This window comes from Acinetobacter sp. SH20PTE14 (assembly GCF_021391555.1).
Taxonomy (GTDB): Bacteria; Pseudomonadota; Gammaproteobacteria; order Pseudomonadales; family Moraxellaceae; genus Acinetobacter; species Acinetobacter amyesii.
The window spans coordinates 3,340,484-3,367,424 of sequence record NZ_CP090067.1 but is presented as its reverse complement, the minus strand read 5'-3'; the positions used below and the strand labels follow the sequence as shown (position 1 = coordinate 3,367,424).

Below are 26,941 nucleotides of genomic sequence, written 5' to 3'. Positions count from 1 at the left end.
CCGCGCAGCGGGCTTTTTTTATTTTATCTAGTGGGTTTAGGCTTTTAATGCACTGATCAACTTCTGATGTAAACCACCAAAACCGCCATTCGACATAATCACCACGGCATCGCCCTCGCCTGCCTCGCTTACGATGGTTTGAATGATGTCATCCAGTGAACGAGCCACCACAGCTTTATTCGTAGCAGCTTCAATCACAGGCTGTAGATCCCAATCCAAACCTTCAGGTTGATACCAAATCACTTCATCCGCTAAGCGTGCAGAATGTGCAAGGCCATCTTTATGGCTACCCATGCGCATGGTATTAGAACGTGGCTCGATCACCGCCCAAAGCTTACGTTGACCTAAACGCTTACGCGCACCTTCTAACGTGGTATCAATCGCCGTTGGGTGATGTGCAAAGTCATCATAAACCTCAATACCACGAACTGTACCCAGAAGTTCCATACGACGTTTCACACCACCAAAATTAGATAATGCTTCACAAGCTGTTTCAATCGACACACCAACATGCTCTGCTGCGGCAATCGTCGCCAAAGCATTGGCTACACTATGTTGGCCGGTCATGTTCCATTTGACTGAGCCCTTCACTTCACCGTGTTGTAAAACATTGAAATGTGAGCCATCAGCAGATAACTGTTCTGCATACAATTCAGATTTGTCATTGGCATCTAAAGATGTACGCACCACAGGTGTCCAGCAGCCCATTTCTAAGACTTCATCAATATTGGTTTCTGTAATGGGCGCAATGATACGGCCTTCACTTGGAATAGTACGCACTAGATGATGGAATTGCTTTTGAATCGCAGCCAAGTCTTCGAAGATATCGGCATGGTCAAATTCAAGGTTATTTAAAATCGCTGTTTTAGGATGGTAATGCACAAACTTAGAACGTTTGTCGAAGAATGCCGAATCATATTCATCGGCTTCTACACAGAAATATTGACCACCGCCTAAACGTGCGCTTTCACTAAAGCCTAAGGGTACGCCGCCAATCAAGAAACCCGGGTTTAAACCCGCTTGATCGAGCACCCATGCCAACATGGTTGTGGTTGTAGTCTTGCCATGTGTGCCTGCAACACCTAAGACATGTTTACCTTGTAGCACGTGGTCTGCAAGGAACTGTGGGCCAGAAATATAAGGCAGGCCTTCGTTCAGCATGTATTCCACTGCATCAATGCCACGTTTCATGGCATTGCCGACAATCACGAGATCTGGGTGTGGTTGAAGGTGGCTACGGTCATAGCCTTGCATTAAGGTAATGCCTGCATTTTCCAATTGGGTAGACATTGGTGGGTAAACGTTTTGGTCTGAACCCGTCACCTTATGTCCTAAATCACGCGCCAAGAGCGCCAATGAACCCATAAAGGTGCCACAAATACCCAAGATATGCAGATGCATTCGTTCTAACTCCACTGCTTTTATCGACACATCACTTTGTTATTGTGGTGTTGTCATTATAGATTTGGTTGAAAAGGTTAATTTCATTTGAGAGCAACCATAGCAAGGGTCTTAGCGAAAAGATAGATTTTTTTGTATGAGATCGTGCAAAAAGATTGAGCACGTAACTGATCAAATGTACGCAATTTTCTTGAGGATAAAAACACGGAAAATAGGCGCGAAATCATGATGAAAAACGTACAATAAGCGCAATTTTTTGCGATCTTGATTGCTTATGTCACTTGCCCTATTTTTATTGATTATCTCCAACTGTTTTATGACTTTGGCCTGGTATGGGCATTTGAAGTTTTTACATGATGCACCGCTTTGGCAAGCGATTTTATTTGGATGGGCGATCGCGTTACTCGAATATAGTTTTATGATCCCAGCAACGCGATTGTTGGCCAAACATGGGTGGTCATTGGGTCAAATGAAAATCACACAAGAAGTCGTGACGCTATTGGTCTTCGTTCCATTTATGATTTTCCTTTTTAAACAGCCCTTTAAATTGGACTATTTGTGGGCAGGTTTATGCCTTTTTGGGTGTGTCTATTTCGTGTTTCGCAGTGCTTAATTGATTCAATACCGCATGGGGCTGATCATTTAAGTGAGGCGTGTTTGCAGGCATTTTTGAGGACTTTACTAAACTCACGGTCTCGTGCAGTGGGATCTTCATAGTCAAAGGCATAATCACTTTCACTGGTCAGTACAGTCATTTGACCGTCTGCTTCAAAGTTCATGAGAGCAAAACCATAGCTTTGGTCATCGCAATACACACGATATTCTGAAATTGAATACATGTTATCACGGCCATCATCTGCTTTGTAATAGCCTGTCATCTTGACCGGCTCACGTTCATCAATGATCGATTTTCCGGTGACTAAAAATTTTTCGTGGATGTAGCCATTACTCTTGATTTGGCCGTTATAGCCTTTTTGTTTCTGCAAGAGGTTAAAGTCTTTTTCAAATTGGCTTGTATTGAGTTGAACGAGTTGGGCAAAACTCGGAGAGCTTAGGGCTAAAGTGAGCAAGATAAAGATCTGTTTCATGTTTAAAGTGTTGTTATAAATATTGATTTAATAAAAGTTTTTATAAAATTGAAAAAAATAAAAATATTTTCATCAAAATATTATGGAGTTTTCTTTTAAAGACAACCGTTAAATTTTATTGAGATGAATTTTCAGTCTATAATATGGGGCTCTTATTAAAGCTTGGCTCTAGTCGAGATTTACTCTCTCTTACTTTAATCTCTGGAAACATTGCAATGAATGCGGCCGCTTCACAAGACACTCCTCTCGTTGGAATTATCATGGGTTCTCAATCGGATTGGGCAACGCTAGAAAACACTGCCAATATGCTGAAACAGCTTGGCGTCCCATTTGAAGCGGAAGTTGTATCTGCACACCGAACTCCAGATCGATTATTCGAATATGCTGAAACCGCACGTGATCGTGGTATTCAAGTGATTATTGCCGGTGCTGGCGGTGCAGCACATTTGCCAGGCATGTGCGCAGCCAAGACTGACCTACCTGTACTTGGTGTACCTGTGAAATCATCAATTTTAAACGGCGTGGATTCATTGCTGTCTATCGTGCAAATGCCCGCAGGTATTGCAGTTGGTACTTTGGCAATTGGCCCAGCGGGTGCAACCAATGCAGCGATCATGGCGGCACAAATTTTAGGTTTAACACGTCCTGAAATTGCAAAGAATGTTGCAGATTTCCGTGCTGCGCAAACCGATAAAGTGGCGAGTAAAAATATTCCGGGTCAAGCTTAATTAAGGGGCATTTCTCATGGATAAAACCATTGGTATTTTTGGTGGTGGCCAGTTGGGTCGCATGATGGCGCAAGCGGCATTGCCTTTAAACATTCAATGCACCTTCTTTGAAGCGAGTACCGACTGCCCTTCTGCAGCGCTGGGTCCAGTGATTTCGACTCAAGCTGAAAATGGTTTGCAAGATTTCATTCAGAGCGCAGATGTTTTCAGCTTAGAGTTTGAAAATACTCCGTTAGCAGATGTTGATGTGTTGACCAAGAACAAAGCATTGCACCCACCGCGCCAAGCTTTAGCGATTGCACAGCATCGTTTGTCCGAAAAAGCTTTGTTTGATGAATTGGCTATCCCAGTTGCACCTTATAAGGCCGTGACATCTTTCGAGGGTTTACAAGCTGCTGTTGCTGAGTTGGGTTTACCCATCGTACTGAAAACATCGCGTGGCGGTTATGACGGTAAAGGTCAATTTGTGCTACGTAGCGCTGAGCAAATGGATCAAGCATGGGCTGAACTAGGCCCTGCAGGTGAATTGATCGCGGAAAGCTTTGTAACCTTCTCACGTGAAGTCTCAATCATTGCGGTGCGTGGTCAAGATGGTGATGTGAAAACATGGCCATTGGCGGAAAACCACCACCACAACGGCATTTTGTCGCATTCGATTGTGCCTGCACCAAACAGTGCAGACTTACAACCAGTTGCGCAAGATTACATTACTCGCCTGCTCAATCATTTGAATTATGTCGGTGTTTTGACGCTAGAGCTGTTTGTGACGGATAAAGGCTTATATGCCAATGAGATGGCGCCACGTGTGCATAACTCGGGGCATTGGTCGATTGAAGGCGCAGTGTGTTCACAATTTGAAAACCACATTCGTGCTGTAGCAGGTCTACCTTTGGGTTCTACTGAAGTTGTTCGTCCAACGGTCATGGTAAACATCATTGGCCAACATCCGAAGTCTGAAGATGTATTGGCACTGAATGGCGCACATTTGCATCTGTATAACAAAACAGAGCGTGAAGGTCGCAAAATCGGTCACATCACATTAATGCCGAACGATACTGCAGAATTAACAGCTTTATGCCGTGCTTTGGCGAAAATTTTGCCGAATCCACTGGCACTTAGCGAAGATATGACCATTTAAACCTGTGTTTGAATGATAAAAAAGCGGTCATGCACATGGCCGCTTTTTTTATTGCTGTAGTTCCGGCATCATTGCGCCTCTTTGCAAAATCACACCGTTTATCGCTGAAACGATAAGAAACTATTGATCATAAAGTGTTCATTCGTTTATAAATATTCTGCGTTAATCTTCGTATGATTTTTTGTGTATCAATAGCCTGTGATGTGTGTGAATCAAAATCAAAAATAACCAAAGCGTTTTGAATTTAAATTGATTTTTTGAATTCAAACTATGAATTTGAATTCAAAAAATCCTATACCGAAACAATGAATTCAAAGTTTATGAATTCAAATTTGAAAAATGAATTCATTTCGCTGTGTTTAAATTTAAAAATTTGAATTTAAAAGTTGCCTAGCCTTATTGGATCTATAGAGAGAGTCTTTTAAAAATTATAATATTTTGATTATTAATAATAAAAATGAATTTTCACGCCATTTTGAATTTGTGGATAACTTTTTCTGCATGCAGTTTATTTTTGAATTTAAAAGTTTTGAATTTAAATTTAAACCGGTGTTTGGTTTGTAATGAATTTAAAATTGGGTTATGGATAACTACTTTTGAATTCAAATTTTAAAAATGAATTTAAATAAGTAGAAAATATGAATTTAAATTTACGTTTTGAACCTTTAACTTTTGCTTTGAGCTGCTATTGTTAAAGCAACAATTTAAATTCAAAAAAGATCTAGGGTATGAAGCATCACTTAGGATTTGTTTTCGGGACTGCTTTATTGGCAATAACTCAGGCAAATGCCGAGTTGATTATTAATGGTCAGTCTGTCAATTCGTCGAGCATGCCTACAACAAGCAGCATTTCACCACAAAATAACTTTCAAGGTTGTTTAGCCAATTTGCGCTCGCAAGCAATGAATGCTGGTGTGAGTGCATCCACTTATGATCGCTATACACAAAATTTAACACCTGATTATTCTGTGATTGAAAAGCTCAACTATCAGCCTGAGTTTTCAACTCCGATTTGGGACTATCTGTCCGGTCTGGTAGATGAAGAGCGTGTACAACTGGGTCAGCAGAAATTGGCGCAGCATCGTGATGTATTAAACCGTGTCGCAGCGGCTTATGGTGTGCCTGCTGAAACCGTGGTCGCGGTTTGGGGTGTGGAGAGTAATTTTGGTGATATTGCGGGTAGCTATCCTTTATTACAGTCATTGGGCACTTTAAGTTGTGAAGGACGCCGTCAAAGCTATTTCCGTGGCGAGTTTTTTGCAGCCATGCGGATTTTGCAGCGTGGTGATTTAAATGAATCACAATTGAAAGGTTCGTGGGCAGGTGCATTTGGTCATACCCAATTTATGCCGAGCACTTATGAAGAGCTGGCCGTGGATTTTGATGGTGATGGCCGCCGTGATTTGGTATCGAGCACCACAGATGCGTTGGCTTCAACTGCGAATTTCCTGAAAAAGCGTGGTTGGCAAACTGGTCAGCCGTGGGGCTTTGAAGTAAAAATTCCCGAAGGAATGTCGATCAGTGGTGAAAGTCGCCGTAATAAAAAGTCATTAGATAGCTGGATGAATCGTGGTTTGCAGCGTGCCGATGGCACACCGTTAATACAAGGTAACCTTTCTGGATCGAGCCAAGCAGGTTTAATGGCACCGGCTGGGGCAAGTGGGCCTGTGTTCTTGGTATTTAAAAATTTCGATGCAATCTATAGCTACAATGCCGCAGAGAGTTATGCATTAGCGATTGCGCATTTATCCGATCGCTTGCAAGGCAAGGGTGGCTTTAGTACGACATGGCCAACCGATGATCCTGGGACTTCACGTGCGGAACGACGTGAGATTCAACAATTTTTACTTAACCGCGGCTATGACATCGGTAAAGTTGATGGATTAATTGGAGATAAAACCCGTCAAGCAATTCGACAAGAGCAAAATCGACTGGGTTTAAGTCCAACAGGTCGGGCGGGACAGCAGATTTTACGGGCATTTCGTAATGAGCATGCCAAGGCAATGATGAATTAAGTTTGAGCTATGCTTTTTATATAGTAGTCAATATATATAAAAGCTTGTCTATATAAAAAAGGTCTGCAATTGCAGACCTTTTTTATATGTTTTTGACTCTTAAACCGCAGTGATTGTACCTAAGATACGATAGCCAGCAGCACCAGTCACACTTGGTAAATTTGCACTAAGCTGATTGACAAAGCGCATCGCCAACCAAGCAAAGGCTGTGGCTTCCACCCATGTTGGGCTTAAGCCTAAATCTGCGGTACTTTGTACCGTCCATTCATGTTTACGTAAACGCCAGCGCAGTTGCTCTAATAGGTGCGAATTGTATGCACCACCACCGCATACATAGACTTCACCAGTATCCATATCAGAACGGTAAATGGCTTTTTTAATGGCACGTGTGGTGAGTTTCATTAAGGTTGCTTGAATGTTTTCTGGCGTATCTTCAAGTTCGTCATATTCGAGATCTCCACGCCAATCGAGAATCTGTTCATCTAACCATTCAAGATTGAAGTCTTCACGACCTGTGCTTTTAGGTGGTTCTTTAGAGAAAAACTCATGTGCTTGTAAGCGGTCGAGCAGGCTGCGAATGGGCTGACCATAAGCCGCCCAGTTGCCATTTTCATCATAGGGCTGACCAGTATAACGTTCGCACCATGCATCCATTAAAATGTTGGCAGGGCCTGTATCAAAGCCATAGACATCTTCAGGTTTACCCGCAGGTAACATGCTGACATTGGCAATGCCACCCAAGTTTAAAATCACACGGTGAATGGTGTCATGTTGGAAAAGCGCTTGATGGAACGCAGGAACTAAAGGTGCGCCTTGACCACCCGCAGCCATATCACGGCGGCGGAAGTCTGAAATCACCGGGATTTTAGTGAGTTCGGTAATAATATTGGGGTCGCCAATTTGCAGGGTAAAACCATGTTCAGGGCGGTGGCGAATGGTTTGTCCATGTGAGCCAATCGCCTTGATTTGACTACGATCTAGCTGATTCTTCTCGATCAATTCATTGATGCCATGACCGATCATTTGAGCTAAAGCAACGTCTGCCTTACCCATGCGATCAATTTCGTTATCATCAGGCAAAGTAAGTGCCATCAGTTCATCACGAAGGTCTGGGTCAAAGGGAAGTGTGAGCGTTGCATGAATCTCTAAAGGATCAAAAGAAGCAGCAACAATATCGACACCGTCCATGCTTGTGCCGGTCATTACCCCAATGTAGATCGCTGTCATGATGATTCTTAAGCCTGCAATGTGCTGAAAAAGTGTTAGTATATCGCACAAATTGTATAACTGATCTATTTGGATTTTGTGATGTCAAATTTCCTGCCGGCTGAAGAACAACTTGCCCTCATTCAACGAGGCACACATGAGATTATTTCTGAAGAAGATCTTCTTAAGAAATTAAAGCAGAATCGCCCATTAAAAATTAAAGCGGGTTTTGACCCGACTGCACCTGATTTACATTTAGGTCATACGGTTCTGATTAATAAATTAAAAGTTTTCCAAGATTTAGGTCATGAAGTTTACTTCCTGATTGGTGACTATACAGCCATGATCGGTGACCCAACGGGTAAGAGCGCTACGCGTCCGCCGTTGTCTCGTGAAAAAGTTTTAGAAAATGCTAAAACGTATCAAGAACAAGTATTTAAGATTCTTGACCCTGCGAAAACTAAAGTTGTGTTCAACTCAGAGTGGTTTGGTCAAAAAACTGCTGCTGACTTGATTCAGTTGGCTTCACAGCAAACTGTGGCACGTATGTTGGAACGTGATGATTTCACTAAACGTTATAACAGCCATCAACCAATTGCGATTCACGAATTTTTATATCCATTGGTGCAAGGTTATGACTCAGTTGCGCTAGAAGCGGATGTAGAGCTGGGTGGTACAGACCAAACCTTTAACTTGCTGATGGGTCGTACATTACAAAGCCGTTATGACCAAGAATCTCAAGTGTGCATTACTGTGCCAATTCTTGAAGGTTTAGATGGCGTAAATAAAATGTCTAAATCTTTGGGTAACTATATTGCCGTATTTGATGCACCGGGTGCGATGTACCAAAAAGTGCTTTCAATGCCAGATGATTTGATCGAACGTTACTTTGACTTGTTGAGCTTTAAATCGATTGAAGAGATTCAACAGTTGCTCAAAGAAGTGGCTGAAGGTCGTAACCCACAAGAAGTGAAGAAAATTCTTGCACTTGAATTGGTTGAGCGTTTCCATGGCGCAGAAGCTGCAGCAAATGCGCACAAAGGCGCAGGTAACTTGATTACTGAAGGTGAACTTCCAGAAGGTACACCAGAAGTAACGATTTCTCGTGGCGCATTTGGTGGCGAGATTTTCATTACTTCTATTTTGCGTGAAGCGGGTTTGACTAAAAATGCAGCTCAAGCAAAAGATGCAATTGGTCGTGGTGCAGTGAAAGTGGATTGGGAAGTGGTCGATGCAAGTTATGCTGTGTCAGAAAACAAAACTTTGATCATCCAAGCGAGCAAAAAAGCGATCGCAAAAGTAACTTTTACCGACTAATAAATTCTTGAATTTTTAGTTAAGTTATTGAATTAAAAGCAGGCTTCGGCCTGCTTTTTTTTACCAATTAATATATTAATAATATAAATAAGTAAATTCAAAAAAAACCTTATAAAAACAACACTTAAATTTTGCCAAATGTGTTGCATTTCTCGAATTTTATGTATAAGATTTATTCATCTAGAGAGATATATACCATCTAGAGGGTACATAACGATAACTCCACTTTTTATAAGTCTCTTCCCCAAGGGACTCTTTTTTTAGTGAAGTAAACAGATAACTATAATAATTACACGATGGATCGACTAAAGATTCAATTCTAAGGGAAAGATTTTGGGAGAGATCTTTCCCTTTTTTATTTGTAAAATTGAGCTATTCCTTTCAAAAGTCACATTTATTTCTGTATTAAAGACTTTAACCGCGCCAAAAAAAAAGCCCGATTCAATCGAGCTTTAAAATGTTTCTACTTAGACAGATGTTCATTGAGTTTTATTTTAGGGTTTAGAGCCAAATTGAATGAAGCTTAATTTAGGTAAGATCCGCTTGACTAAAGTCCCGACTAAAAGTGCGGTAATAATGGTGCCTTCACGTACCCCGATGACTTGATGTAAGACCAGCCAACTGCTGATAACTGCAATACTGACCAAGACAATGTCGCCATAGGTCTTACAGTTGCCAAAATCAAGGCGATAACGAACAGCAATGGCTTGATAGAGACCTTCTGCGGCTAAGAGGACTAGACTGGCTTTGACCACTAAGCTCACACCTAAAGCGGTAATCAGGCAACTTGCCAAGCAAGCCAAGAGTTGAAGTGGGTAACTTTCTATGCTCCAGCCTTGGGTCAGCCACATTAAACTGTCAATAAATGCACCAAATAAAATTCCCACAGGTAATTGCAACCACTGTATCCACTGAAAGCGTGATTTTAAGATCAGCATTTGCAGCAGTATCATGATGATATGCATTAATACTGTTAATGTGCCGACGGTGAGTGGAAAGATATAGCTAAAGCTGTAGGGCACCGAAGAAATAGGGGATGTCCCTAAATTTGAATGTATAGAGAGTACGACACCAAAAGCTAATAATCCTAATCCGCTTAATAGTAAGAATAAGCGTGGAAAAAACTGTGTTGGCATCCTGCACCTAAAAAATAAAAAAGAGTGTACGTGAAATGCAGCCTGCGCTCTATGCGTCTAAAGCCCAAAAATAGTGGCTTTTTATGACTGTGATCGTTAATAGTGATTATTCAAATAAATAGGCTATATTTTTATCAGCAAAAATGACTAAGCATGTAATTAAAATGATTTTTGCAAAAACAGGCCTTATGGAACAATGGTCAAAAATCAAAAAAGAGCAACAACATGGCGTATTACAATACCGATAATCATGATGAACAGATCGATCGAATCTTGAGATATTTATTTGACTACCAAACCAAACAGCATAAACGAGCATTATTTTGTGAGGCGCAGCAACAATTACATGATTTGGATATCGCGGCACAGTACCAACTATTTGCATTGGTGCGAGAACAACTCCCTCGACGTGCAAAGCTGCTATTTTCTGCCGAGGATTTCAGTGGAAAGCAACAAGTCATCTTGGAAGTCATGTAACATTTAGCATATGAACGTTAAAAGAATGTTGGTAAATATAAAAATGCACGCTAAAAAATGTCAATGAAGCTTGAATCGGTGTGATGACAGAAAAATGATGTGCTTTGAGGAAGAAAAGTAGACTAATGATTAATAAATAATCAAAGCTACTTTTATTAGACTTAAAAGCGCTGAAAAAGATTTGCTAGATATAAGAAATTTACTTAATTAAATATCGACTATTTGCTAAATATTTATAAAAAATGCTTAAAAAATAGGTAAAAGTGCAATTTTTTTAGCAAAAACGCTTATAAAAAATACATACGTGAAAAATATAGTGAATTGGGGGTTGCAATGATTCTGAAATGCTCTAGAATGCACCCCATACCGACGAGATAGACGGAAACGAACGAAACGCGAAGCGTTGAGTTGTTAAGTTTATCGAAGTCCAGCTTCTAGCATTGACGAAATGTTAGAAAGATCATTAAGAGATTATGAAGAACAACTTGTGTGGATTTTTACTGATTGATCGATCGAAATTATTTTCATTGATTGATGGTAGAAATTACTCGAAGTTTATTTGAGCAAATTTTTGTCAGTAATTGATGAGCCAAGATTGGTACACTATATGTACTATTGATTTTAAACTGAAGAGTTTGATCATGGCTCAGATTGAACGCTGGCGGCAGGCTTAACACATGCAAGTCGAGCGGGAATAGGTAGCTTGCTACCGATTTCTAGCGGCGGACGGGTGAGTAATGCTTAGGAATCTGCCTATTAGTGGGGGACAACATTTCGAAAGGGATGCTAATACCGCATACGTCCTACGGGAGAAAGCAGGGGATCTTCGGACCTTGCGCTAATAGATGAGCCTAAGTCGGATTAGCTAGTTGGTGGGGTAAAGGCCTACCAAGGCGACGATCTGTAGCGGGTCTGAGAGGATGATCCGCCACACTGGGACTGAGACACGGCCCAGACTCCTACGGGAGGCAGCAGTGGGGAATATTGGACAATGGGGGGAACCCTGATCCAGCCATGCCGCGTGTGTGAAGAAGGCCTTTTGGTTGTAAAGCACTTTAAGCGAGGAGGAGGCTACTTTGGTTAATACCCAGAGATAGTGGACGTTACTCGCAGAATAAGCACCGGCTAACTCTGTGCCAGCAGCCGCGGTAATACAGAGGGTGCGAGCGTTAATCGGATTTACTGGGCGTAAAGCGTGCGTAGGCGGCTTTTTAAGTCGGATGTGAAATCCCCGAGCTTAACTTGGGAATTGCATTCGATACTGGGAAGCTAGAGTATGGGAGAGGATGGTAGAATTCCAGGTGTAGCGGTGAAATGCGTAGAGATCTGGAGGAATACCGATGGCGAAGGCAGCCATCTGGCCTAATACTGACGCTGAGGCACGAAAGCATGGGGAGCAAACAGGATTAGATACCCTGGTAGTCCATGCCGTAAACGATGTCTACTAGCCGTTGGGGCCTTTGAGGCTTTAGTGGCGCAGCTAACGCGATAAGTAGACCGCCTGGGGAGTACGGTCGCAAGACTAAAACTCAAATGAATTGACGGGGGCCCGCACAAGCGGTGGAGCATGTGGTTTAATTCGATGCAACGCGAAGAACCTTACCTGGTCTTGACATAGTAAGAACTTTCCAGAGATGGATTGGTGCCTTCGGGAACTTACATACAGGTGCTGCATGGCTGTCGTCAGCTCGTGTCGTGAGATGTTGGGTTAAGTCCCGCAACGAGCGCAACCCTTTTCCTTATTTGCCAGCGGGTTAAGCCGGGAACTTTAAGGATACTGCCAGTGACAAACTGGAGGAAGGCGGGGACGACGTCAAGTCATCATGGCCCTTACGACCAGGGCTACACACGTGCTACAATGGTCGGTACAAAGGGTTGCTACTCCGCGAGGAGATGCTAATCTCAAAAAGCCGATCGTAGTCCGGATTGGAGTCTGCAACTCGACTCCATGAAGTCGGAATCGCTAGTAATCGCGGATCAGAATGCCGCGGTGAATACGTTCCCGGGCCTTGTACACACCGCCCGTCACACCATGGGAGTTTGTTGCACCAGAAGTAGGTAGTCTAACCGTAAGGAGGACGCTTACCACGGTGTGGCCGATGACTGGGGTGAAGTCGTAACAAGGTAGCCGTAGGGGAACCTGCGGCTGGATCACCTCCTTAACGAAAGATTGATGATTGGTAAGAATCCACAACAAGTTGTTCTTCATGACGATGTATCTGAGGGTCTGTAGCTCAGTTGGTTAGAGCACACGCTTGATAAGCGTGGGGTCACAAGTTCAAGTCTTGTCAGACCCACCATTCTGACTAACGAAGTATTTGAATAAAATACGGAAGCAAACAGAGAATCAGAAACATTGACTTATTGATAAGCTGGGGACTTAGCTTAGTTGGTAGAGCGCCTGCTTTGCACGCAGGAGGTCAGGAGTTCGACTCTCCTAGTCTCCACCATACATTCCTTCGGAATGTATAAAGAACGAAGCTAAAATAAACAATCAAATGATTGTTAGCTTAGTCCTTAAGCGATCAAGTGTTTAGGTTATAGAGCTTAGCAACAAAGTAGCGTATGATTCGCTTCATTGTTATTAAGCTCTGTGATTTATCACAGTTTCCTGACCTGACGAAGGCTGGAAAAATCATTAACAGAATATATTTGAGTTGAAATAATTTGTTCATACTCGTTTGATTTAACCTAACAAGCAATTGTGAAAGTTGAATGAAATGAGTTACTAGCGAAATTAACTGAATCAAGCGTTTTGGTATATGAATCTAATTGAAGCTGTACAGTGATTAAATTCACGAAGCTCTAAACTGTAATGTTGGTTGATCTACTTGTAGGATCAAACGACTGTTTGGGGTTGTATAGTCAAGTAATTAAGTGCATGTGGTGGATGCCTTGGCAGTCAGAGGCGATGAAAGACGTAATAGCCTGCGATAAGCTCCGGGGAGGCGGCAAATATCCTGTGATCCGGAGATTTCTGAATGGGGAAACCCACCCGCTATAAGGCGGGTATCATAAACTGAATACATAGGTTTATGAGGCGAACGAGGGGAAGTGAAACATCTCAGTACCCTTAGGAAAAGAAATCAATTGAGATTCCCTCAGTAGCGGCGAGCGAACGGGGAAAAGCCCATTAAGTTATCTAAGCTTTAGTGGAACGCTCTGGGAAGTGCGACCATAGTAGGTGATAGTCCTGTACACGAAAGGGCTTAGATAATGATGTCGAGTAGGGCGAGGCACGTGAAACCTTGTCTGAATATGGGGGGACCATCCTCCAAGGCTAAATACTCCTGACTGACCGATAGTGAACCAGTACCGTGAGGGAAAGGCGAAAAGAACCCCTGTGAGGGGAGTGAAATAGATCCTGAAACCGCATGCATACAAGCAGTGGGAGCCAACTTGTTTGGTGACTGCGTACCTTTTGTATAATGGGTCAGCGACTTACATTCAGTAGCAAGGTTAACCGATTAGGGGAGCCGTAGAGAAATCGAGTCTTAATAGGGCGTTTAGTTGCTGGGTGTAGACCCGAAACCGGGTGATCTATCCATGAGCAGGTTGAAGGTTGGGTAACACTAACTGGAGGACCGAACCCACTGTCGTTGAAAAGCCAGGGGATGACTTGTGGATAGGGGTGAAAGGCTAATCAAACTCGGTGATAGCTGGTTCTCCCCGAAAGCTATTTAGGTAGCGCCTCGGACGAATACCATTGGGGGTAGAGCACTGTTTCGGCTAGGGGGTCATCCCGACTTACCAAACCGATGCAAACTCCGAATACCAATGAGTACTATCCGGGAGACAGACTGCGGGTGCTAACGTCCGTAGTCAAGAGGAAAACAATCCAGACCGCCAGCTAAGGCCCCAAAATTATAGTTAAGTGGGAAACGATGTGGGAAGGCATAGACAGCTAGGAGGTTGGCTTAGAAGCAGCCACCCTTTAAAGAAAGCGTAATAGCTCACTAGTCGAGTCGGCCTGCGCGGAAGATGTAACGGGGCTAAAACTATATGCCGAAGCTGCGGATTTACACATAAGTGTAAGTGGTAGGGGAGCGTTCTGTAAGCCGATGAAGGTGGATTGAGAAGTCTGCTGGAGGTATCAGAAGTGCGAATGCTGACGTGAGTAACGACAAAACGGGTGAAAAACCCGTTCGCTGAAAGACCAAGGGTTCCAGTCCAACGTTAATCGGGGCTGGGTGAGTCGACCCCTAAGGCGAGGCCGAGAGGCGTAGTCGATGGGAAATTGGTTAATATTCCAATACTTCAGTGTAATGCGATGAGAGGACGGAGAAGGTTAAGTCAGCCTGGCGTTGGTTGTCCAGGTGAAAGGAAGTAGGCATGTATCTTAGGCAAATCCGGGGTACTCTATGCTGAGATCTGACAGCAAGCTGTACTTGTACAGTGAAGTGGCTGATACCATACTTCCAGGAAAAGTCTCTAAGCTTCAGTTACACTGGAATCGTACCCGAAACCGACACAGGTGGTCAGGTCGAGTAGACCAAAGCGCTTGAGAGAACTCTGCTGAAGGAACTAGGCAAAATGGTACCGTAACTTCGGGAGAAGGTACGCTGCTTTTGGTGATGGAACTTGCTTCCTGAGCTGAGAGCAGCCACAGAAACCAGGCCCCTGCAACTGTTTATTAAAAACATAGCACTCTGCAAACACGAAAGTGGACGTATAGGGTGTGATGCCTGCCCGGTGCTGGAAGGTTAATTGATGGGGTTAGCGTAAGCGAAGCTCTTGATCGAAGCCCCAGTAAACGGCGGCCGTAACTATAACGGTCCTAAGGTAGCGAAATTCCTTGTCGGGTAAGTTCCGACCTGCACGAATGGCATAATGATGGGGGCGCTGTCTCCAGCAGAGGCTCAGTGAAATCGAAATCGCCGTGAAGATGCGGTGTACCCGCGGCTAGACGGAAAGACCCCGTGAACCTTTACTGCAGCTTGACATTGAACTTTGATCTTACTTGTGTAGGATAGGTGGGAGGCTTTGAAACCGAGACGCTAGTTTCGGTGGAGCCAATCTTGAAATACCACCCTGGTAATATTGAGGTTCTAACTCTGCTCCATGATCTGGAGCGAGGACCATGTCTGGTGGGTAGTTTGACTGGGGCGGTCTCCTCCTAAAGAGTAACGGAGGAGTACGAAGGTGCGCTCAGCGTGGTCGGAAATCACGCGTAGAGTATAAAGGCAAAAGCGCGCTTAACTGCGAGACCCACAAGTCGAGCAGGTACGAAAGTAGGTCTTAGTGATCCGGTGGTTCTGTATGGAAGGGCCATCGCTCAACGGATAAAAGGTACTCTGGGGATAACAGGCTGATACCGCCCAAGAGTTCATATCGACGGCGGTGTTTGGCACCTCGATGTCGGCTCATCTCATCCTGGGGCTGAAGCAGGTCCCAAGGGTATGGCTGTTCGCCATTTAAAGAGGTACGCGAGCTGGGTTTAGAACGTCGTGAGACAGTTCGGTCCCTATCTACCGTGGGCGCTGGAAATTTGAGAGGATCTGCTCCTAGTACGAGAGGACCAGAGTGGACGAACCTCTGGTGTACCGGTTGTGACGCCAGTCGCATCGCCGGGTAGCTATGTTCGGAAGGGATAACCGCTGAAAGCATCTAAGCGGGAAGCCTACCTCAAGATAAGATTTCCCTTGGACTTTATGTCCACTAAAGAGCCGTTGAAGACTACGACGTTGATAGGTTGGATGTGGAAGTGCGGTGACGCATGAAGCTGACCAATACTAATTGCTCGTGAGGCTTGACTATACAACACCCAAACAGTTGTATGTAAAGCATCAATTGATTCACATATAATCAATCAAACTTGATTTAGTTGAAAAGCTAGATAAAATGAACACCTTAAATTAACTCAAGTACTTCTGTTAATAACTCATTTGGTAGAAAACTTAGCACGAAGAGCACTGCTCTGAGATTAGACTAAGCAAGTATCCATAACAGTTGTGCTGGCGACAATAGCAAGAGTGAACCACCTGATCCCTTCCCGAACTCAGAAGTGAAACCTCTTAGCGCTGATGGTAGTGTGGGGTTACCCATGTGAGAGTAAGTCATCGCCAGCTCATTATTCGAAACACCCCCTGATATCTCAGGGGGTGTTTTTTTATGTGCGGAGAAAAGGGAAAAATAAGAAGAAAAGTAGCAGGATAAAATAGGAAAACGAGAGATATTTAAAAGAATAAGGCTAAACAGCGCAAAAAATTTACATCAAGGTGAGCTTATATTCTTTATAGTGAAGTACGGTCTCAATGTATAAAAAGAATAGGATGTACATATGCTCCAAGATCTCGATGAAGTCTCTGTTTTAGAGATATTGCAGCAACGCTTTGAGGCAAATATGCAGAGGCATCCAGAATTGCTTCGGGATGATGTTAAAAAACAATTGATTGTACAGCCCTTAAAACTAAAAAATTTAATCGAAATGGAAAAAACAGGGGGTGAGCCAGATATTGTAATGCTGAATCGGCAATCTCATGACCTGATATTTTATGATTGCTGCTTAGAGTCACCAAAGCTTAGACGAAGCTTGTGTTATGACCGTGATGCCTTGGAGAATCGGAAGGATCATCCTCCCAAAAATAACGTAATAGACATGGTTCGAGACATCGGTGCTCAGCTTCTGACAGAAGAGGACTATCGAGCGATACAGCAAGTTTTTGATTTCGATTTAAAAACTTCGAGCTGGATTTTGACGCCAGTTGATATTCGGCAAAAGGGCGCGGCACTGTTTTGTGACCGACGTTATGATCATGTATTTAGCTACCATAATGGTGCACAGTCATATTATGCGTCTCGTCGATTTCGCTGTTAGCTAGTGATCGCTTAATCTCAGTGCTCTCAATGCATTTAAAACAATCAAGAGCGTTCAAACGAGCTTTTCTAAAGATTTAATTACGTTTGTTTTTTAGACATTTAAAATTTTTCTAAACTAAAGATAGAAATAAATGATGGTGTGTCGTTCTGAAGTTTAATGAAAGAATAGAAGAATTAGACCTAAAAACTAGGATATTATGATTTAAAAAAATCAGTTAAATAATCATATATTGATAATGTTTAATAATTAAACTAAAACATGAAAAATAACACAATTAACATGTACTTATAAGCGACTAGATTTATTAAACATACGTCTAATATCCCTAGAAAACACTGTTCCGTATATTCCGTGGCTGTTGAATTTTACTTAAAAATTCAATGAATGTTATGGACAAGTACTCATGGGAGATGAGAACGATGACAACGGAAAAAATAGACATAAATTCTGTAGTCGATAAGGCTAAATTTACCCCGTTCCACTTCAATGTAGTGGCTTGGTGCTTATTGATTATTTTATTTGATGGCTACGATTTAGCGATTAATGGCGTGGTTTTACCATTATTGATGCAAGACTGGGGCTTAACTGCAATGCAAGCGGGGATGCTTGCTAGTACTGCGCTCGCAGGGATGATGTTTGGTGCCATGTTCTTTGGTTCTTTAGCAGATAAGATTGGCCGTAAAAAAGTCATCATGATCTGTATCGTTTTATTTAGTGGTTTGACCTTTGCCGGTGGTTTTGCGTCAAATCCAACAGAATTTGGTATTTTGCGTTTCTTGGCTGGTTTAGGGATTGGCGGTGTAATGCCTAACCTTGTGGCTTTAACGTCGGAATACGCGCCGCAGAAGATGCGTAGCACACTAGTAACGACGATGTTTAGTGGTTATGCAGTCGGTGGTGTGATGGCGGCACTTTTAGGTTCATGGTTCACCCCTGATTTTGGTTGGCAAATCATGTTCTTCATTGCAGGTATTCCACTTTTCCTTTTACCTGTCATTTGGAAATTCTTACCTGAATCTTTGGCATTTATGGTGAAAGAAAACAAACAGGAAAAAGCCCGCAGTATCGTGAAGCGCTTAGCGCCTGAAGTGAAAGTGACTGAAAATACAGTGTTCACTTTACCGCAAGAAAATGTACCTGAAGCTGCTAACGTGGTGAGTTTGTTCCGCCGTGGTCGTGCCGTAAATACATTGCTGTTTTGGGTGGCGTTCTTTACGTGCCTATTGACCATGTATGCGCTAAGCAGCTGGTTGCCAAAACTGATGATGGCAGCCGGTTATTCTATGGATAACAGCTTGATGTTCATGATGGTCATGAACGTTGGCGCAGTTGTGGGTATTGTTGGCGGTGGTATTTTGGCTGACCGTTTCCATTTAAAACCTGTGCTGATGGTTTTGGGTATGATGGGCGCGATTGTGATGAGCTTGATGGGCTTCCAATCGAATCAGTTCTTGCTGTACATCTTGGTGTTCTTGGCGGGTGCGGCATCGATTGGTTCACAAATGCTGCTATACAGCTATGTGGCGCAGTATTACCCACTTGCTGTACGTTCGACGGGTATTGGTTGGTCTTCTGCAATTGGACGTATGGGCGCAATTGTAGGCCCGATTTTGATTGGTGGTTTGCTCGGTATGAACTTACCTGCGCATTTCAACTTTATGGCGGTAGGTTTACCTGTACTGATTACTGCAATCGCGGTTGCATTGATCATGCATGAAAATGACAGTGATAAAATTGATGTTAAAGATGCATCTACAGCCAATGCTTAAGTCGTGATTCTTTAAATAGAAAAGCCTCCGTAAGGGGGCTTTTTTTGGGTTATTTAAAATGCTAATAAAATAATTATTCTCTGTACACGACAAAAATAGATAACTCATTGAAATAATGTCACAATAATTGTTTTCTAACGACGAATACTATGACACATCTCAATGAGTTATATCTTATCTTAAACAAATCTCTAAAATGGAACAAGTCACATTTAAAGTGCTTTGCGCTCATCATGCTTGTGATCATTTTAAAGCAAACATGTAATCTTTCTTCTGCATCTAAAGCCTTGCCCATCAAGTGCTTACCACAATCATTTTATCGACGTATGCAGCGCTTCTTTGCAGGTCAGTATTTTGATTATCGTCAAATTTCTCAGTTGATTTTCAATATGTTTTCATTCGACCAAGTGCAACTGACTTTAGATAGAACCAATTGGAAATGGGGAAAACGAAATATTAATATCCTGATGCTCGCAATCGTTTATCGTGGAATAGCGATACCTATCCTTTGGACATTGCTTAATAAACGTGGAAATTCAGATACGAAAGAGCGTATTGCTTTGATTCAACGCTTTATAGCCATTTTTGGTAAAGACCGTATTGTGAATGTGTTCGCAGACAGAGAGTTTATCGGTGAGCAGTGGTTTACATGGTTAATTGAACAAGACATCAACTTCTGCATTCGTGTTAAAAAAACTTCATTGTCACCAATCATTTAGGAAAGAATCATAAAATTAGTGATTTATTTCGCCATCTTAAAGTTGGTCAAATTGAATGTCGTAAACGACGGATTTTGGTTGGTCGGGTGAAACTATATATAAGTGCACTACAGTTAGAAAATGGAGAGCTTTTACTCGTCGTTTCTCCTCAGTTTAATGCCAATGCTATTCAGGATTATGCATTACGCTGGGAAATTGAAACCTTATTCAGTTGTCTCAAAGGACGCGGGTTTAATCTTGAAAATACGCGCTTGACAGACCCTAGACGAGTGAAAAAATTGATTGCGGTGTTAGCTATAAGCTTCTGTTGGTGTTACTTAACGGGTGAATGGCAACATAATCAAAAAAAAGCGATAAAAATAAAGAAGCATGGACGACTCTCAATGAGTTTATTTCGCTATGGTTTAGACTATGTTCAAATGGCGATTCAGCATTTAATTGGTTTTGGGAAAAAAGAAGAGTTTAAGGAAATTTTGGCAATTTTAAGAAAGCAGAATCCTGATAGGATAAGGGTTCTGTGAAATTTGTCGTGTACAGAGAATTATTTTATATTTTCTAATATTCTATATTTATAAGTTTTTAAAAAAGATATAAAAACTTAACTATGACTATTTTATGGGGGGAGAGATGGAGTTTATTGAGCAAATTAAAGAAGTAATGAAGGAATCGCGAAAAGAAATGCATGTTGATCAAATAGCAGAAGCAATCGTAGCGAAATATCCTCATACTCAGCAGCATCTAGATGTTTTATCTAAGAAAATCTCTTCGATACTTTCAAAGGATATTGACAAATATAAAACAAAATCAGAGTTCACAAAACCAAAAAATTCTAAAGGTGCTCCAAGACGGGGAATTTACAGATTAAAAATCAAAAAAGTTGTACCTGATATTGTTCCACCGCCACCTACAGTTAATGCACTGTATACGGGCAAGGCTGGTGAATTTGCAGTGATGGCTGAATTATTATTTTTTGGATTTAATACATCATATATGGCTGTTGATGATGGTATTGATCTTGTCGCAGCAAAAGATAATAAATACTTTCATATACAGGTTAAAACAGCCAATATATCTGAATCAAATAATCAGTATAGATTCACGATAAATCAGAGATCTTATGATTCAAAGGATGCATCATCTACTTTCTATATTTTTGTATTACGATCATGTAATGGTCCATCTTATGTAAATAATTATATTATTCTTCCAAATAGTGATATCAGTCGATTACTGGAATCTGGAACTATTACACAAGCGGCTAAATTATCCATTCGTATTGAACGCGATAAAAATGGAAAATATTTATTAAATTCAAAGGAAACTGTGAATTACGCTTTAAATAGATTTGATAAAATTCGTTAAATAAACTGATTTATATGACCAATTCTGCCATGGTCATTAATTGACAAGCGATATTTATAGAAATTACAAATAGGTATTATGATCATGCAATTTAATTCTATCTCCCCAATCCCTGAAGATGATGAAGAGCTGCATCTACCTGAACTGGTGTACTGGGCATCTTTAGGTGAACGCGCAGAAGTCGAAAAATCTTTGGCAAATGGCACAGACGTAAACACTGCCGATGAAGAAGGCTACAGCGCACTGCATGCAGCCGCAGAAAACGGCTATTTAGACGTAGTGAAGCTATTGGTAGAGAAAGGTGCAAATGTACAGCATAAGACCCAATACACAGCATTAGAGCTTGCAGAAATGGCAGGCAATGATGATGTGGTAGCTTACTTAAAAAATTTGTAAGCCATATATTTTATAATGTTGATTCATAAAATACCCGCATGCAATATGCGGGTATTTTCATTTTAGTATTATTGTTGCTGTTGCTGTTGCTGTTGCTGTTGCTGTTGCTGTTGCTGTTGCTCAAGCTCCTGCTGAATCGCTTGATTAAACGCAGGCAAGTCATCTGGACAACGAGAAGTAATTAGCACCCAACCACCCGTATTACAGCGGTGCACCTGCTCATCGACCCAATGTGCACCCGCATTTTCCAAATCCAAACGAATACTTTTATAAGACGTCAGAGTTTTATCACGAATTCGTTCAGCATTAATGAGCGCCCAAGGACCATGACAAATTGCAGCAATAGGTTTTTGATGGTCAGCAAAGTTTTGAATAAGTCGCAGTGCATCTTCATCGATCCGTAGATGATCTGCATTGACAGTTCCGCCTGGAATTACTAACACGTCATAGTCTTCAGCATTTACGCTGCTCAATTGGGCATTGGGTTGGACTTCAGCTTCGACCTTTTTGTCTGCTTTTACTGTCTGGACCGCAGCATGTTTAATAGCGGCATGAATGGCTTCAATTCCCTTTTCATTTAAATAATTTAAGGGTTGAATCAGCTCATCATGTTCAACACCGACATTTGACGTTATCACTAAAGCTTTTAAAGTCATGATTGACTCCTTGCAATGAGGATTGTCTACCACGCTAACAAGCTGACGGATTTGGGTATGTAATAATTTCGCAGGAAAGTGTAAGAAGTTTTGACAGAGAAATTATTCGAAAATTCTAGATTAGAGCGAATTCTTTAAAAAATCAGCTAGAAAAAAGAAAACCCCGACATCCTGTCGGGGTTTTCTTCGTATTTCGTGTTCTAGATACAACTCCATGTCATATCTCACGTCCTGATGCAGAAACTTATTGTTATTGTTTTATGTTTCGGAAACTTCCTGTTTCCTCATAACTGTAGATTAGGCCTGTTTGAATAAATTGAATAGCAGCAATTTTCTGCATGTCATGTAAGCCAAAACGTACAAAATTATTCTGTTACCTTTCCAAAGAAAAATCATCTGATTAATTGATTAGAATCAAATGATTATAAAAGGGAAGGGAACAGTAAATGAAACAATGCTTACAATATTTTCGAACGCCTAGCCTCATCGTCGGTATCTTGATGACAGCCGCATGCCATGCGGAAAACACCGCATCTACAGCGCAGAATCAAACATCAAACCAAGCTCAAAATTCGGCACAAATCCAGCAAGAACAACGCTTTAAAATACAAAAAATCGCTCAATTTAATGAGCCTTGGGCCATCCAGCCGCTCTCAGACGGACGCTTATTGCTAACTGAAAGAAAAGGTCAACTGATCATCTTTAATCCGCAAAATCAGCAGAAAATACAGGTGAAAAACCTTCCCAAAGTTGCCTATGGCGGACAAGGCGGATTAGGTGATATTGCACTTGATCCGCAGTTTGAAAAAAATCATCAGATATACTTGAGCTATGCAGAAGCGGGACAGGGCGGTTATGGCGCTGTCATCGAAAAAGCCACATTAAACCCAAATGAAGCTGTGCCAAGTTTAAAACAGCGAAAAATCATTTGGAGGCAAACTCCAAAAGTAGAAGGTCAAGGCCATTATTCACACCGAATGCAGTTTGGCGCAGATGGAAAATTATGGGTGAGTTCGGGCGAACGTCAGAAGTTTGATCCTGCACAAGATCTGCAGTCAAATTTGGGTAAAGTGCTGCGCTTAAATAGTGATGGAACACCTGCTGCGGATAATCCATTTCAGACCCAAGGCGAGGTTGCAAAGCAAGTCTGGAGTTTCGGGCACCGTAACCCTTTAGGCATGGCATTTGATGCAAAACAGCAGCTGTGGGTGGCCGAAATGGGCCCGAAAGGCGGTGATGAGTTAAATCTCGTGCAGCGTGCGAAAAACTATGGCTATCCGCATGTATCGAATGGCGATCATTATGATGATCAACCGATTCCTGATCATCATACTCGGCCTGAATTTGAAGCGCCTGCCATCAGTTGGACACCGGTGATTTCACCGTCAAGTTTGATGTTTTACCAAGGGCAAAAGTTCCCGTTGTGGAAAAATAAAGCGCTGATTGGTGGCTTATCTTCAGAAGCGATTGTGATTGTTGATACAGAGCTTAAACCTGTCCAAGAAATACAACGAATTGCCATGCCACAGCGTATTCGAGGACTAATTGAAGCCAAAGACGGCAGTATTTGGGGCATTGAAGATGGAGAAAAGGCATGGTTATTCAAAATTGAGCCGAAATAGTGGCTAAAAAATAAACAAGAAATTCAAAAAATAAAAAAAAGCCCCTACGGGGCTTCTCACATACAGGCCTGCACGAATTTTAAATCCGTCAGCTAAGCCGCATAGTGCTCATCGGCATTAAATGCATTGGCTTGAATTTGAATTAATTTACGATTTCCTTGTTCTCCATTCATTCGCCAATGCGCAATTTTAATATTATCGACAATAGCAACATCACCCTTTTGCCACTGCAAAAGCAGTGCATCTTTATACATCGCATCAAAAAATTGCTGCTTTTCCGCATCGCTCCATTCAATTTGTTGACCTTCTGGCGTGTAAATTTCCCAAGTCAGCTGCATGCCGTCCGCCGTCGAATCAATTTCAATGTCCCAGCGATTTTCAAAGCAATTTTTGGCCGCCTGATGGGCAAATGGATTGGTATTATTGGCAAAAGCCCACGGCTGAATCACATGCTTTTTTGTATCGGGGTGATGAATCACCAGTGGCGAACGCTGTAAAGTCAGTTTGGCTTTTTTATCTTGTCGAATCTCTAAACTAAACGGGCTCTTTTTCAGCAATAACCGGTCAAATAGCCCTACCTCGCGCGCTGAGACATAAGAAAAATGGTTCCATGCACCGAGATATTTTTCCTGTAGATGTTTCGGAAAACGCTCCCAAATCTGCTCTAAGTTATTAAATCCTGTTTCTGCTAAATACGTCGAAGGTTCCTGACAAAATAAGGCGATATAACGCGAGCGTTCTGAGCGCACGCCGCCTTCAACATGTGGGCCTTGTACCGAGTTTTCGACTGGACCCAATTGCACTGTGTTGCGGTCTATATAACGACGGTAGTCGCCAGCGCCAAGCAATTTCTCGCTGTATTTTCGCATCCAAGATGCAACCCAGCTGGGCATATTGGGGTTAAATGCATTCCATGGCGTAAACTGAAAATATTGTTCAATCAGTTGGTTAAATTGTTCGGGTTGCTCGATGTTAAAACCACGAAACAGTAAGATGCCATTTTCATGGATTTGTTGTAAAAGCTCTTGTCGATGCGCGCCAATATATTGTGCAAGATCTTGTGGGCTATAGTGTTCTGGAGCGGCATGAAAAATGCGGGTAAAACTATTCAGTTGTTGCTGTTGCAATTGCATAGGTCATTCTCTAATTTTTTAATTCAATTTTTATTGTTGTCGCCTAATCCCTAAGCGCTGACAGTTCGAGCTGCTGAACTCGCAGCCGTTATTCTGTCTAAATTCTCTGCCGATTATAAGTACAGTTTTACTGTTGCGATGTAAGTATTGTTGATAAATTGCGATTTTTCGACGAATAGAGTGCGATCTCTGAATGAATGACGACATGAAAAAAGCCCTCGACATCCTATTGCAAAATCAATAAGTATTTGGACACCCATTCTTTTTTAAGTTGGACACTTTAATAAACGTATTCATTAATTTTGCAGTGTTCCTCAGTTGGTAATGTGAATACCATGCCACTCACCAACGAGCTAATACGATTACTTTCAGCCTTACGTTGCTTGGTATTCACCGACAGGGCATAAATGATCATTGTGTCCCGATACATTTTTTCAGGCTCAACTTTATAGTCAATTTCCGCAGCACAAACCATTTTTCTACTAACTTCGTGTGACGCTCTACGATAGACCTCACGATCATCACTAGCCAAAGTCAGCTTTCTTCGTAATTCTTGTGCATACTGCATATATACGCTAACAAATTCAGGGTTATTCCCATATTTGAGCTTTATGTATCCCTCAATATCATCACGCACACCATTACTATTTGCATCAATCCCACCAATGTTTTTTGTTTTATCTTCATTTTTTAGGAATTTTGATGTTCTCACTTCTTTTAGTGAATTCTGAATACTTGGATTAAGAAGCGAGGAACAGGCCATCAAAAGTACACTTAAGCAACTCAGTGCAATAACCGCTTTTTTCATAGGAATCATTTTACTTTTTTCGTTTTAGATGCAAAGAGTGTCTGAAAATAAGAGTGTCCAATTAAAAGAAGAATCTGTGTCCAGTACGATATACTATCAAGTGTCCAATTTGGCAAGAATATGCATCCTATCGAGGGCTTTTTAGATTCATTCTAAAGATATGACTCCTGTCATACCGATCAGCGTTCCTGCTGCATGTGCATTATTTATTTTTATTGCAAGACATCCTGTCTCTGTATGTTCTTACTATAGGCGCGTTGCTGTTAAGGCTACAGGCGTAATTACTGCAAGCGCTGTAGGTAAATGCCTACAGCAGAACGCCGCTAAATCCTGCTAGTGTAGTGATTTAAATAACAACAATGAGTTTCGCGCATGCCTGCAACACAAATCGATATATGGATGCAATACAGCATAGAACAAGAACAACAGCTGATAAATACTGTTTTTGACGCCTTACAACAGAGTTTTCAACTGCTTCGATATGACCGCAATATACGTTTGCAAGTGCATGCGCCACATCGGTTTCAGGTGTTTGATCATTTGACGCAGCCTGAGCGCTTTACGCATATCACCATTGATTGTTTTGCGGGACGAACCGTAGCAACCAAGCGTAAGTTATATCAATTACTGGTGCAGAATTTGGTGGAATTTGGCATTCCAGCCGACCATATCATCATTACCTTACGTGAAAGCCCTCTAGAAAATTGGGGGATACGAGGTGGTCAAGCCGCCTGTGATGTCGAGTTAGGTTTTCAGGTCGATGTTTAGTCTGTGCAAATACATGGAATGTTGCTTTCACATCGCCTAAACGAAAAAAGCCCCGACATCCTGTCGGGGCTTTTTCGGATTCATTCTAGCGGTATAACTCCTGTCCTACCGTAAGCTTCCTGCTCATTGTCTTATCATTGTTGTTTTATGTTCAGTGACATCCTGTCGCTGTATGACCTTAATATAAAAGTAATCCAATAACGTGAATAGTGTCTATTATCCGCATCTGATGTAAGCCAAAACGTACAACACCTAAATTATCATTCTGTCCGTCGCGTCAATGTATTGCACAGCATTAAGGCTATCGACCTATAGAACTATTGACCCAAATCAATCTAAACCTGTTTTAAAACAGCGGGAAGCTGGTTTTGATGAGATTAAA

Annotated in this window: 20 protein-coding genes, 2 tRNA genes and 3 rRNA genes; 18 read left to right on the top strand and 7 right to left on the bottom strand. The window is 41.9% G+C overall.

Going from position 1 to position 26,941, the window contains the following annotated elements; all coding sequences use genetic code 11:
- Positions 1-36 precede the first annotated feature (36 nt).
- Positions 37-1,401, bottom strand: a complete 1,365-nt coding sequence (gene mpl / locus LXF01_RS16400; RefSeq protein ID WP_233944741.1) for a UDP-N-acetylmuramate:L-alanyl-gamma-D-glutamyl-meso-diaminopimelate ligase — start codon at positions 1,399-1,401, stop codon at positions 37-39.
- Between the two features lie 274 nt (positions 1,402-1,675).
- On the opposite strand from mpl, the gene LXF01_RS16395 reads away from it, so the two are divergent.
- Positions 1,676-2,014, top strand: coding sequence for a DMT family protein (locus LXF01_RS16395; RefSeq protein WP_078189529.1), 339 nt, complete (start codon positions 1,676-1,678; stop codon positions 2,012-2,014).
- Positions 2,015-2,039: 25 nt separating this feature from the next.
- Here LXF01_RS16395 and LXF01_RS16390 read toward each other — a convergent pair whose 3' ends face one another.
- The gene (locus LXF01_RS16390) at positions 2,040-2,489 is read right to left on the bottom strand and encodes a hypothetical protein (RefSeq protein WP_233944740.1); all 450 of its coding nucleotides are present in this window, start codon (positions 2,487-2,489) and stop codon (positions 2,040-2,042) included.
- Between the two features lie 215 nt (positions 2,490-2,704).
- Here LXF01_RS16390 and purE point away from each other — a divergent pair, with 215 nt between their 5' ends.
- The 3 genes from purE (at position 2,705) to LXF01_RS16375 (ending at position 6,370) form a co-directional block, all read left to right on the top strand.
- Positions 2,705-3,217, top strand: a complete 513-nt coding sequence (gene purE, locus LXF01_RS16385; RefSeq protein ID WP_078189531.1) for a 5-(carboxyamino)imidazole ribonucleotide mutase — start codon at positions 2,705-2,707, stop codon at positions 3,215-3,217.
- A 16-nt stretch (positions 3,218-3,233) separates the two neighbouring features.
- Positions 3,234-4,355 carry a 5-(carboxyamino)imidazole ribonucleotide synthase gene (locus LXF01_RS16380; protein ID WP_111886091.1) on the top strand — a complete coding sequence of 374 codons (1,122 nt, stop codon included), beginning with the start codon at positions 3,234-3,236 and terminating at the stop codon, positions 4,353-4,355.
- A gap of 728 nt (positions 4,356-5,083) precedes the next feature.
- Positions 5,084-6,370: a lytic murein transglycosylase gene (locus LXF01_RS16375; RefSeq protein ID WP_180090332.1), complete on the top strand. Its 1,287-nt coding sequence runs from the start codon at positions 5,084-5,086 to the stop codon at positions 6,368-6,370.
- Between the two features lie 99 nt (positions 6,371-6,469).
- On the opposite strand, the gene LXF01_RS16370 is transcribed toward LXF01_RS16375, so the two are convergent.
- Positions 6,470-7,597 carry an anhydro-N-acetylmuramic acid kinase gene (locus LXF01_RS16370; RefSeq protein WP_078189534.1) on the bottom strand — a complete coding sequence of 376 codons (1,128 nt, stop codon included), beginning with the start codon at positions 7,595-7,597 and terminating at the stop codon, positions 6,470-6,472.
- 63 nt (positions 7,598-7,660) lie between these two features.
- On the opposite strand from LXF01_RS16370, the gene tyrS reads away from it, so the two are divergent.
- Positions 7,661-8,893 carry a tyrosine--tRNA ligase gene (gene tyrS, locus LXF01_RS16365; RefSeq protein ID WP_171263825.1) on the top strand — a complete coding sequence of 411 codons (1,233 nt, stop codon included), beginning with the start codon at positions 7,661-7,663 and terminating at the stop codon, positions 8,891-8,893.
- Positions 8,894-9,387: 494 nt separating this feature from the next.
- Here the strand turns inward: tyrS and LXF01_RS16360 are convergent, their stop codons facing one another.
- Positions 9,388-10,029 carry a YczE/YyaS/YitT family protein gene (locus LXF01_RS16360; protein WP_233944739.1) on the bottom strand — a complete coding sequence of 214 codons (642 nt, stop codon included), beginning with the start codon at positions 10,027-10,029 and terminating at the stop codon, positions 9,388-9,390.
- A 225-nt stretch (positions 10,030-10,254) separates the two neighbouring features.
- On the opposite strand from LXF01_RS16360, the gene LXF01_RS16355 reads away from it, so the two are divergent.
- The 11 genes from LXF01_RS16355 to LXF01_RS16305 all read left to right on the top strand — a co-directional run bounded on the left by LXF01_RS16355 (position 10,255) and on the right by LXF01_RS16305 (position 21,572).
- Positions 10,255-10,506 (top strand): hypothetical protein, encoded by a 252-nt coding sequence (locus LXF01_RS16355; RefSeq protein ID WP_233944738.1) that lies wholly within the window; start codon positions 10,255-10,257, stop codon positions 10,504-10,506.
- Positions 10,507-11,129: 623 nt separating this feature from the next.
- Positions 11,130-12,668: ribosomal RNA gene (locus LXF01_RS16350) — 16S ribosomal RNA — on the top strand.
- A 61-nt stretch (positions 12,669-12,729) separates the two neighbouring features.
- Positions 12,730-12,806: transfer RNA gene (locus tag LXF01_RS16345), tRNA-Ile, on the top strand.
- A gap of 74 nt (positions 12,807-12,880) precedes the next feature.
- Positions 12,881-12,956 (top strand) — tRNA-Ala (locus LXF01_RS16340).
- A 413-nt stretch (positions 12,957-13,369) separates the two neighbouring features.
- Positions 13,370-16,263: ribosomal RNA gene (locus LXF01_RS16335) — 23S ribosomal RNA — on the top strand.
- Between the two features lie 196 nt (positions 16,264-16,459).
- A 5S ribosomal RNA gene (gene rrf, locus LXF01_RS16330) occupies positions 16,460-16,574 on the top strand.
- Together the 16S, 23S and 5S rRNA genes with 2 tRNA genes alongside form the textbook arrangement of a ribosomal RNA operon.
- A gap of 212 nt (positions 16,575-16,786) precedes the next feature.
- A complete protein-coding gene (locus LXF01_RS16325) occupies positions 16,787-17,323 on the top strand; it encodes a DUF4256 domain-containing protein (RefSeq protein ID WP_233944737.1) in 537 nt (178 codons plus the stop codon).
- Positions 17,324-17,745: 422 nt separating this feature from the next.
- Positions 17,746-19,095: an MFS transporter gene (locus LXF01_RS16320; RefSeq protein ID WP_180132841.1), complete on the top strand. Its 1,350-nt coding sequence runs from the start codon at positions 17,746-17,748 to the stop codon at positions 19,093-19,095.
- 149 nt (positions 19,096-19,244) lie between these two features.
- Positions 19,245-20,335 (top strand): IS4-like element ISAba1 family transposase gene (locus LXF01_RS16315; RefSeq protein WP_151725855.1). Its coding sequence is split into 2 segments (ribosomal slippage): positions 19,245-19,785 and positions 19,785-20,335, totalling 1,092 coding nucleotides; the frame shifts between segments, so codons are not numbered across the junction.
- 106 nt (positions 20,336-20,441) lie between these two features.
- The gene (locus LXF01_RS16310; RefSeq protein WP_180024683.1) at positions 20,442-21,176 is read left to right on the top strand and encodes a group I intron-associated PD-(D/E)XK endonuclease; all 735 of its coding nucleotides are present in this window, start codon (positions 20,442-20,444) and stop codon (positions 21,174-21,176) included.
- 84 nt (positions 21,177-21,260) lie between these two features.
- Positions 21,261-21,572 carry an ankyrin repeat domain-containing protein gene (locus LXF01_RS16305; RefSeq protein WP_180121154.1) on the top strand — a complete coding sequence of 104 codons (312 nt, stop codon included), beginning with the start codon at positions 21,261-21,263 and terminating at the stop codon, positions 21,570-21,572.
- Positions 21,573-21,640: 68 nt separating this feature from the next.
- Here LXF01_RS16305 and LXF01_RS16300 read toward each other — a convergent pair whose 3' ends face one another.
- Positions 21,641-22,228 (bottom strand): type 1 glutamine amidotransferase domain-containing protein, encoded by a 588-nt coding sequence (locus LXF01_RS16300; RefSeq protein ID WP_233944736.1) that lies wholly within the window; start codon positions 22,226-22,228, stop codon positions 21,641-21,643.
- Positions 22,229-22,674: 446 nt separating this feature from the next.
- On the opposite strand from LXF01_RS16300, the gene LXF01_RS16295 reads away from it, so the two are divergent.
- The gene (locus LXF01_RS16295) at positions 22,675-23,850 is read left to right on the top strand and encodes a PQQ-dependent sugar dehydrogenase (protein WP_442781346.1); all 1,176 of its coding nucleotides are present in this window, start codon (positions 22,675-22,677) and stop codon (positions 23,848-23,850) included.
- A 92-nt stretch (positions 23,851-23,942) separates the two neighbouring features.
- Here the strand turns inward: LXF01_RS16295 and LXF01_RS16290 are convergent, their stop codons facing one another.
- Both LXF01_RS16290 and LXF01_RS16285 read right to left on the bottom strand, forming a co-directional pair.
- Positions 23,943-24,983, bottom strand: a complete 1,041-nt coding sequence (locus tag LXF01_RS16290) for a TauD/TfdA family dioxygenase (protein WP_233944735.1) — start codon at positions 24,981-24,983, stop codon at positions 23,943-23,945.
- Positions 24,984-25,263: 280 nt separating this feature from the next.
- Positions 25,264-25,791, bottom strand: a complete 528-nt coding sequence (locus tag LXF01_RS16285) for a hypothetical protein (RefSeq protein ID WP_233944734.1) — start codon at positions 25,789-25,791, stop codon at positions 25,264-25,266.
- 372 nt (positions 25,792-26,163) lie between these two features.
- Here LXF01_RS16285 and LXF01_RS16280 point away from each other — a divergent pair, with 372 nt between their 5' ends.
- A complete protein-coding gene (locus LXF01_RS16280; protein ID WP_233944733.1) occupies positions 26,164-26,559 on the top strand; it encodes a tautomerase family protein in 396 nt (131 codons plus the stop codon).
- Positions 26,560-26,941: the final 382 nt, after the last annotated feature.